7 protein-coding genes are annotated in these 10,291 nt (G+C 40.0%); 1 reads left to right on the top strand and 6 read right to left on the bottom strand.

What is annotated here, in order from left to right; all coding sequences use genetic code 11:
* Positions 1-269: 269 nt before the first annotated feature.
* The 6 genes from Q5076_RS17385 to Q5076_RS17360 form a co-directional block, all read right to left on the bottom strand.
* Entirely contained in the window at positions 270-1,175 is a 906-nt protein-coding gene (locus Q5076_RS17385; protein WP_303015030.1) for a DUF4999 domain-containing protein, read from the bottom strand.
* Between the two features lie 20 nt (positions 1,176-1,195).
* The gene (locus Q5076_RS17380) at positions 1,196-2,383 is read right to left on the bottom strand and encodes a DUF1735 and LamG domain-containing protein (RefSeq protein ID WP_303015028.1); all 1,188 of its coding nucleotides are present in this window, start codon (positions 2,381-2,383) and stop codon (positions 1,196-1,198) included.
* Between the two features lie 7 nt (positions 2,384-2,390).
* On the bottom strand, positions 2,391-3,518 hold the full coding sequence (locus tag Q5076_RS17375) for a glycoside hydrolase family 18 (protein WP_303015026.1): 1,128 nt from the start codon (positions 3,516-3,518) through the stop codon (positions 2,391-2,393).
* A gap of 24 nt (positions 3,519-3,542) precedes the next feature.
* Entirely contained in the window at positions 3,543-5,084 is a 1,542-nt protein-coding gene (locus tag Q5076_RS17370; protein ID WP_303015024.1) for a SusD/RagB family nutrient-binding outer membrane lipoprotein, read from the bottom strand.
* 17 nt (positions 5,085-5,101) lie between these two features.
* A complete protein-coding gene (locus tag Q5076_RS17365) occupies positions 5,102-7,885 on the bottom strand; it encodes a SusC/RagA family TonB-linked outer membrane protein (RefSeq protein ID WP_303015032.1) in 2,784 nt (927 codons plus the stop codon).
* A 216-nt stretch (positions 7,886-8,101) separates the two neighbouring features.
* The gene (locus Q5076_RS17360; RefSeq protein WP_303015022.1) at positions 8,102-9,346 is read right to left on the bottom strand and encodes a site-specific integrase; all 1,245 of its coding nucleotides are present in this window, start codon (positions 9,344-9,346) and stop codon (positions 8,102-8,104) included.
* Between the two features lie 378 nt (positions 9,347-9,724).
* Here Q5076_RS17360 and Q5076_RS17355 point away from each other — a divergent pair.
* Positions 9,725-10,291, top strand: a 567-nt coding sequence (locus Q5076_RS17355; protein ID WP_303015021.1) for a SusC/RagA family TonB-linked outer membrane protein, incomplete at its 3' end; no start/stop codon positions are given.

Genomic DNA, 10,291 nt, shown 5'->3' with positions numbered 1-10,291 from the left:
TTCCCCTAACGTAACTTTCAAAGGCTGATTATCGGCTAGCGTGATTGCTTGGGAGAAATGTAGTAATAATAACAATGAAGGAATTTTTCGAATAGGAATTTTCTATTGAAACGCAAGTATGTACCTATTCAAATGTCCGAATATATTAAAAGCAACTGAAAAGTAAATGCAATTATTTATTTTTACACAATCAAGATGTGGCAGCCCTATTGGATACAAAAAGAGGATGGAGTATTGCTCCATCCTCTTTTCATTATATAACCCTGAATTTATTCCCACGAATAAACATAAAAACGAGTGATATCTACCCGGCTCGGAACATCTATCATCTGATATTTCAGATACTTCGTTTTTATACGTTCTTCAAACCTTATTTCCTGAACACTGCCAGAAGTCTCAAATTGTCCTATCGATGTCCACCTATCATTGTCTTCTGAAATGAATAGCTCTATTTTGGTAGGTGCATAAGTACTTCCCCAATGAGATGTCTTAATACCAGTGAGTGTTTTTTCTTCAATAAAATCAACAGTAAACCAAAAAGGAATGCCATTGGTTGCTACATCTGAATTTCCGGTTCCCGCCACAGAATTGGATGCCGCATTTTCAACACCATCCATAAAAGTAAATATCCATTTAGAAGGGTCGGTCAATAATACGCTTTCCTTTTCCTTCTCTTTGCTCTTGGAGATTTTTATGGAGATTTGTTGGCGGTATTCCGATAAGACAACGTTTTCAGATGCTTCCATACCGCTTATTTTGATATTTAATGTATAATCGGCTTCCTCTTTAATTGCCAATAAATCATCCCAGTTATCGATGTTTAAAGTTATTACATCCGATTGAGTGCTTCCTGCTTTAATGACAGCAGTCTTTGTTGTCAAATTGATTTTATTTTCAGATATGCCATCACATACAGCTTCCAGATTGACTTTTATATCTTGATTGGAAGCTTTTTGGGTAACAACCATAAACTGATATTCTACAGAACCCTCGATACCTTCTTCCTCGATATGCTTCAAAGAGAAGAAAGGAGTAGGCTTTAAATAATCAACGGGCAACAGAGAAACATAACTCATATCCCATTCACTAATCGATTCGTCATCCTTACAAGATGAGAAGAAAGGAATCGTTGTACTCATAAGTACAATGGTTATAATTTGAAATATTCTATTCATAGTAACTGTATTAGATTGTATCACTTCCACGGAGTAGCTTCATCTGTAGATAAAATATTATCTACCCAGACAGGGGTATTCGTCGTAGTAATAGTATGTCCGTTACCCGTGCAATCCTCAAATGTATTGCCTGTACCTTCGTTAAATTTCCAATAAGCCTCCAATCCCGGTGTTTTTGGACTTGTTACAGTCATATTGTTCTGAATCTGAACTTCCGAGCGGCATACGGACCAGATGCGGGCTTCACTTACCAGTATCTTGCATCCACTCCACCAGGTATCAGCGTCAAACCAGCTTACCTTACCGAATGTGACAGGACCGGATGTGACATCTTTTGAACCTCCGTCTTTACCGTTTATATATATACGGTATTTTGAACCGTTGTAGGTCACTGCAAGATGTTGCCATTTGTTAGTTTCAAAAGAATACGTCGGATTCAAATAAGTTTCATGGGTCTGTATCTGAACCAATGAGTGGGCTTTGTAATCATCATTGTCGCTTTGAGGGTCTTCAAAACGTAATAATAAATATTTGCTGCCGTCGCTGTTTGACGTATTGAATACCGCACGGTTACGATTGTTCGTATCGCTGATTTGAAAACGTACTTCCACGGTAAACTCATTATAAGTTTCCGGAGTTTCTTCAAACTTCTTCGCAACCAGTCCCGTGCTTCCGACAAACTGCGGACAGGAGAACTCCATAATGCTATTTGTCAAAATTACCATACTGCCGGTTATGGGCATTACAGGTGTACTGCCGTTTTGGGCTACCAGACGAATCGGTAAAGCGTATGATTCGCCGGAAGCGTTCATTTCATCAGAAAATGACTTGATTTGTATGGAAACAGGATTGGCATTATAATTGCCGGCTTTAATAGTTATATCTTCAGGAAGAGTGTAGTGGGTATCCGGTAACGTGATATAATTGGTACCGTTAGATTTATTGTATGAATCAAGAACCCCTTCATCTATCGCCAAAGTATAAGTATTATCCTTTTGTTGCATATCACTGATTTGCACATTCAGGGTGACGCTGGTTGAACCGCTGCCTTGAACCGTAACTTTCGTACTTGACGCGCTCAACGCTTCCTGAAAGAACGCATGAGTGTCGAGGGTACTGTAATTTGCATCGTCGCAGCCACTCCATAATCCGCCCAGTGCCAAAAACGACATGAGCAGGAACGGATTTATTCTATTTATTCGTTTCATGGTAAAATCAATATTTAATTAATGAATTTGAAGAAGGATTCATAATCTGAATAGCCTTGCGCAGATTCTTATATTCGGGATTTGTCGGATATTCCGCTTCCATGTGATAGGTTCCCACACCACCTTTGCGGAAGCCATTACTCGGTTGCCAACGTGCCATACCTTCCAGAGATTTCATGCTGTTTCCATAACGGTCAGTATAGGAATAGCCTCCATCCATAGCAGCATCCACAGCTTCAAAATTTTCTGTCATTATAGTCATATTGGTAATTTGTTCTTCCGTCATTACATCGCCGTAAGTCTGGACGAGTCCCGGACCAGCCACACCTCCGCTAATCAGACGTTTGTCCAGATTGGCATCATTACCGGGTTTGTAGGCCTGAATAATAAAATAATCGAAATATAGCCCGATTTCAGGTCTGCCGGTTATGCTTTGCGGCTCTCCGTCTATAACCAGTAATTTACCCGTTCCGGATTTAGGACCGAAGTATTTGCCCAACTCGTCTACAAATATGAACATTCTGTCGTCATCGTCTACAATATTTCCCGAATTGCCGAAGTTCGGCTCATAATCAATGTCAAAACCGTCATACCCGTATTTATTGATAGTATCGGCAATGGCACTCGCATATTTACGAATGGATGCTTCCACAGCTTTCTCGTCGGATTCGTCGGAAGGCCATCCCCAGAAATCATTCACAGCAGCTTGCTGGGATGAGAAGCCCATTTCTTCCCAATTATCATAAATGTGTTGCGGGGTAATCTGCGTACCCACAGAAGTGATGATAAAACAGATATTGAAACGGGTTCCTTTCACTTGCTGGCAAAATTGGAGGTCTTTCTTTTGAGCTTCTGTGAGGTTTGACCAGTTTCCCCAGATAGAAACAATATCCACACTATCCGGTATGCCTGCCAAACTGTTTACCAATGAAGCCCCTTCTCCCGTCCAGTTGCCAAACCATCCGAAAGTTACGGAATGTTCTGATTTCTTATAAGCGCGTAAAGCTGCGTAATACTCTTCGGAAGGAGTCTGGAAATAATCTTTCGCTTCCGGTTCTGTCCAGTCATTACAGCCCACCCATAACGGAGAACTCAATGCCAATAATAAAAGATATAACAAATAATTCTTTCTCATATTATTCGATTTAAATTGATTGTGTTAATTGGTTTTCGCCCACGAAAGTTCTGTCGTTTCATTGTCAGGCCCTCCATTTTTCAGATAAGAAACCCCGGCTTGATAGTTCGTATAATTATTCTGTACCTCTGTATAGGGGAATCTTAACCGCCGCATTCCACGTTTGCTGTCTACTCCGCATGATGATAAATTGTCAATGCAGGGATAAAGCTCCGGATAACCTGTACGGCGATATTCAGCCCATGCTTCCAATCCTAACGGATAGTTTGCTATCCATTTCTGCGTGATAATCCGTTGCAGATTTTCTTCTTCATTTTCGCCCCAGGCTATAGAAACAGTGTTCGTGATAGTATATGCATTTCCCCTGGGGTCATTATTATGCGCAACAGTGGGTTTTTCCTTATTTTCCAAGTAATCATCCGGCATTGTAACGCTCCACTGTTCCATTGAAAGTTTGATTCCTTCTTCATAATATTCTTTGGCCGATTTACTCCCTACAGACCAGTTTTTAAGTTTTCCCTCAGCACGGAGAAATGCAGTTTCCGCAGCACAGAAAACCAAGAGTCTGGACGTACCGGTAATGGCAGGTATAGAATAGCCGGCAACATCGCTCTTCTCGAAACCGTCTTCTCCCGAACGCATTCCCACATATTCTTGCGTATATCCCTCAAATGTAGAGAAATTGAAATATTTAGACATTCTTGGGTCATCATATCCATCCATATAGTCAACGATATTCGCATTGACACGTAAATCTCCCCAACTGACTGCCGCTAATTGATATGGATTCGTTTGGGAGCCGCAATCCATCATTGCGTTGTCGCTGTTCGTCTCAATTAATCCCGCTTCATGGCTTGTAGCCGCTTCCGCATTTTCCTTAGCCATATCCGGGTATATTGAACTGACTCTCATTGCTACTCTTAACCGCATGGAATTGGCTAATCTGGCCCAATTGGCATAGTTACCGCTAAATACAGGGTCGTTGCTGGCAAGCGGTGCATTACCGTTCGTCTCTACATAGTAATTATACAGAACATCAGCCGCATTAGCGAAATCTTCCATTATATTCTTATACACTTCTTCTTCCGTGTCATAAGAGACATAAAAATTCCCTTTCTTCACTTGACTGTAAGGCATGGGCCCATAACAGTCGGCAACACGCAACATTGTTATAGCCCGTATCATCCGTGCAAAAGCATAATAATGGCCTGTGGAATTTGTCGCTTCCTGTATCTGGAAAAAGTTACCGTATATCTTTTCGAAATTGGTATTCCAAGGATTTGCATTCCAAGCGTCACTTTGATTAAACGTACCGAAGTTGGTGCCGCTCCATACATTTGAACAAACCAAATATCCCCCTAACTGACCGACCATCTGGTCCATCATCTGCGAGTCGTTCTGTTGAATATTTACAATTGTTTCAATCATCGACTTCATGAGAGTAGACGGGTCCGCTTCATGAATCTGGTTATGATTTGTATTGTAATCTTCGAAGTTACCGGTACAACTTCCGGCAACTAATGTCAAAACAGTACCGATTGTTACATTTCTTAGATATTTCTTCATAATAATTTTTCTTTTGTTTAGAATTGTACTTTTACATTAAATCCGATATTTCGCATACTCGGCTGCATAAAGTAATCTACATTCATATAGTAATTACTAGAAGTCGAAGCTGATAGTTCCGGATCAAACGGAGCTTTACAATAAATCATCCACAAATTACGTCCGACTACGCCTAATGTAACATTTGCCACATTATTAAACCATTTCTTCGGTAATGTATAATTTAAGCTCAACTCTTGAAGACGTACATTCGTTGCGCTATATAAGTAATAACGGCCATAACCGCCTTCGCCGGTACCAACCGTTTGGTAATATTTCTGTGTATCGACTTTTCCATTGTTCAACGCCACTCCTCCATTATCACGCGCATTTGCCGTAGCAGCCGACACTCCGTAATAATCAAGGATACCCTGAGTTGCCGAATAGGCCAAACCGCCTACGCGCGCAGAAAGCACAACGCCCAGATTGATACCTTTATAAGAGAAATTATTCGTCCAGCCTAGGTTATAATCAGCATTGAGGTTTCCCACCTTCGTAGGAGTATCTGCCGTATTCATGCTAAGCGAACCTGTTTGAGAATCGACTTTTACATTGCCGTTATTGTCTTTTGTCAGTTCGTTGTACACATAAATATCCGTCATCGTACCTCCTTCCGTTAAAATGACACGGGGAGCTACATTCTCTTTTCCTAACCATCCGACAGGCATATTCGACATGTTAATCAGTTCGCCTGTCACAGGATTGGTGCTACCGCTGGCAAGACGTTTCACTTTATTACGGTTCAGAGTGAAAGTAACATTCGAATCCCATCTGAATCCTGCCCATTCATCCGTGAAGCCGACAGCTAATTCCACTCCTTGATTCTGTACATTTCCTGTTTGTACAATCGCTTTGCTATATCCGGAAGATGAAGGAATATCTACCTTGAATGTCTGGTTCAGCGTATTGGAACGATAGTAAGTCGCATCTAAATTAAAGCGGTTTCCCCAGAACTTCAGATTCAAACCAATCTCCCAGGACTTTGTTTTCTCCGGCTTTAAATTATCCATCGGATAAACAGTCGGATTAGCCCAGTTATGTGTCTGGCTGTTGTATTCATATCCCGGATTAGTCAGGAACCGGTCAAAAGAAGAAGCCACCACTGTGTATGAACCGCGGACTTTGGCGTATGAAATAATCTCAGGCAACTTAAACATCTCCGTTAATACGGCAGATAATCCTACGGAAGGATAAAAATAAGAAGATTGTTTGGAGAAAGCCAATTTGGAATCCCAGTCATTACGTCCGGTCAACGTTAAATACAATTGGCTTTTCCAGCCTAACTCCACATTGGCGAAAACACTTTGAATTTCATCGTCGTATCCGTCCGGCAACGGCTTATAATTAGCCGTATAATTGATATTGTTTAAAGCGAAAAAGTTCGCGATTACCAAATCACCGGCAAAACCGATGGTTTGCATGGAAGTATGATAAAGCGCCGCACCAATATTGGCATTCAGCCGAAAATCGCCGAATGTTTTATCGACGGTAGCCAATACGTCAGTATATAAGGAACGTTCTTGACGCATGGCATCTTCAAAGCCTCCGTTGACACCGCAAAAAGTGGTTAATGTAGAAGCGTATTTTTCTGTTTTATTACGATAATCCGAGTTATCAAGATTTACACGTCCGGTAATGTTCAACCAGTCGGTCACCTTCCATTTCAAAGAAGCGTTTAACATATAACGTTTCTTATCGGAAGTGCGGACAATACGATTTTGTATCCAATACGGATTCTGCAAAGATAGTCCTCCATCGCCATAAGGCCAATATTGTGTCATAAAACCATAATTGGTATCATAACGCTCATATAAACGGATTTCATCGAAGTTATCTCCACGCGGGAACAAGTATAATGCAGGAAGAGGGTTGTAATATTGTCCTTGAGACACCATATTGGTATTATTCTGGATAATATATTGCGCTCCTATGTCCAGTGTGAGTTTATCATTCAGGAAATTTGTCGTGTTACGTGCTGTGAAATTATAACGGTTATAACTATTGTTCGGTAGAATACCGTTCGAATTTGTCGTGGATGCCGAGAGGTAAGTCTGATTTTTCTCATTTCCGGTTGACAATGCAATAGAATTGATAATATTACTACCGGTATTGAAAAAATCACTCGGATTATATCTCTTATCTGTTAAATCTCCCCAGCTAAACAATCCGGAACTAGTTCCATATTTGTTTTGCATATCAGGCATTATATAAGCTTTTGAAAAAGTAGTGCTGTTTGATACAGTAAGAGAGATTTTCTCTTTCTTCCCTTTTTTAGTATTAACCAAAACAACCCCATTGGCTGCCGCAGAACCATAAAGAGCTGCCGCCGAAGGTCCTGTCATCATACTTATGCTTTCTATATCATCGGGATTTAAGTCTGCTACGGCATCCGAACCTCCCATTGAGCCGTATTGTCCGTCACCCCCGCTCGAACCTGTGTTGAACATCGGAATACCGTCAATCACATATAAAGCATTATTATCTTTTGTTAAAGATTTCATACCGCGCATCACGACACGTGTGGCGCCACCTGCTCCGGTCGCACCGCTGTTGATTTGGACACCGGCGACTTTACCCGCCAATGCATTCATAAAATTGGCATCTTTTACAGCAGTCAAAGTTTCTCCCTTTACTTGTTGTACATTATAACTTAAAGCCTTTTGCTCCCGCTTGATACCCAAAGCCGTCACCACGACTTCGTCCAAAACCTCCGTCGCTTCCCCTAATGTAACTTTTAAAGGCTGATTATCGGCTAGCGTGATTGCTTGGGAGAAATGTACATCAACGATTTTTCCGGTTGAGCATGAATATAGCCAAGTAACCTGTTACGATAATATTTAACTTGGATTTATCCGGATAAATAGGTATCCTGCCTATCTTGTAACTAATAATTAATATGAAAAAGGTACGGATATCGTTTTTGTCATTTTAAAACTGATTTTGCCGTCCATACCGGTTGTACATACAATTTGCATGCATTACCTTATATTGAGATTAAAATCAGTCAGCAATCGTGCATTTCTGATTCTCTCTTCTTTTTCAAAATAAGCCAGATAATTCTCGGTAACAGATAGATTAGAATGTCCCAGACTCTCAGAGATATAAGAAGTCTTGGCGCCGGCACGTTTCAGGACGGTAGCAAATGAGTGGCGCGCCGTGTAAGTAGTCAGTTGGCTGATACCGGTATTCATCGCTATCTTTTTCAGCCTTCTGTTACACTTAGTAACGATACGCCGCACCAACCTGACTCTTTCAAATGCATTTTCAGTTCCTTTGGCATATTTGAAGATATACGTTTGCGGACTTGATTGCGGGTTGCCCCATTTATGAATGATATTCCACATCTCAGGGGTGATTGTGGCCCGTATTTCTTTGCTATGTTTTGCCGTTCTGGATGTCTTGGAACGTACAAAGCAGATTTCCCCATCTACAATATTCGAATATTGAAGAAACAATAAATCCATGAAATTAATTCCATTGCACAGATAAGAAAATACCCATAAATCCCGGAACTCTTCCACATCCTTCGTATCATCCCGGTAAGACATCACTTTTTTAATCTCAGGAAGTGTGAGAGCCAGCTTACGCCCATACCCTTCGGGAATTTCATATTTGTTTTTCCCGAAAGGAAATGATGACTCTTTCAAGATACCGTCATGTACCGCACGGTTCAATATACATTTTAAAGCTCTGAAATAAATGCTGATACTTGAATAACTCTTACCTTCTGAAATCCAGCGGCGCTCACAACGTTTAAGCCAATCGACTGTAATTCTTTCCAAGGGGATACATGTCCCGCCGAAATTCTCCAGACTCTTCAACGCACTCTGATAATTCAAATAGGTACTCGCCTGTTCGTTATCTTTCAATTCCTCCATTTTCAAGATAAAGGCGTTGCGCAGATTCATATCTTTTATTTGTCTGCCTAGCCTGATACTCAGAGCCTCTATGCTGAATTCCCCTTTTAATATCAGCTCATTAACTTGTTGTTTAATGATTGAAAAGCTGCTTTCTATATCTGCCCGTATCTCCGTCAACAGTTTGCTTTTTGCCTTCAACAATCTTCCCCAATCTTCTTTCGAGAGCTCCTTTCCGGTGGAATAATATTTTTGTTTCCTCCTGAACACCACTTGGACTTTAACAGGAAACAAGCCGCTTTTTTTTGCCCGTCTGGTATCTAATACAGTCAATACAGAAACACCATCTTTCGAATATTTGAACATAAAATGAATGTTTATATCTACACATAAATCGAAGCATATATAAATTGTATGCAAAATGCATGCAAAGGTAATAAAACAGCCTGATTTTAATAAGTGTATAATATTCTATTTATCAAATATTTATGTATTTATTTTTCAATTAGGAATTTGATTTTCTCTATTTTTTTTGAAAAAACTCTTCTCTTCGTTTAGTAAGGTTACAGCATAAAATGTACTACTATTGAATAAGCGCTTATGAAAAAAGTTTTAAGTGTAACCTTTAAATTTAGTGATAATGAGAAACAGAGAGACATGAAACCTTTGTGTGAGAAGCGGTAATATTTTTATTCACCGTTTATTTTAATTTACCTAAAACGATTTCTAATTAATAAGAATAAGATGAAAGAAATTATAAAACACAAGTTTCCATACTTGTTATTTTTCCTTTTGTTGTTTTCGTCTTTTGCTTCTGTGTACGGGCAAGAACGAACAGTCACTCTTAATCTGTCAAAAGTCCCTTTAAACACGGCATTGAAAGAGATTGAAAAACAAACTTCAATGTCGGTAGTATATAACACAAATGATGTCGATATAAATCGCGTCATATCTATCAAAGTCACTAAAGAACCTTTGAATAATGTAATGAATCAGCTATTCAGAGGTGTCAATACCAGTTTTTCAATAGTAGATAACCATATTGTGCTTTCTGCCAAGAATTCAGAAGCAAATCAACAGAAAAAAACTCCAATTACGGCAAACGGTACTGTAACAGATACAAAAGGCGAGCCGTTAATCGGGGTTAGCGTTTTGGTAAAAGGAACTTCAAACGGTACTATTACCGATATGGACGGAAATTTCAAAATACAAGCAGCCAAAGGAGATGTGCTTGAAATTTCTTATATCGGTTATGCCTCCCAAGCAATCACGCTAGCCGATAATCAGCCTTTGAAAGTTACGTTAGGGGAA

Origin of the sequence: uncultured Bacteroides sp., from assembly GCF_958445495.1 — a bacterium.
Lineage (GTDB): Bacteria > Bacteroidota > Bacteroidia > Bacteroidales > Bacteroidaceae > Bacteroides.
This window is presented reverse-complemented; position numbering and strand designations above follow the sequence as displayed.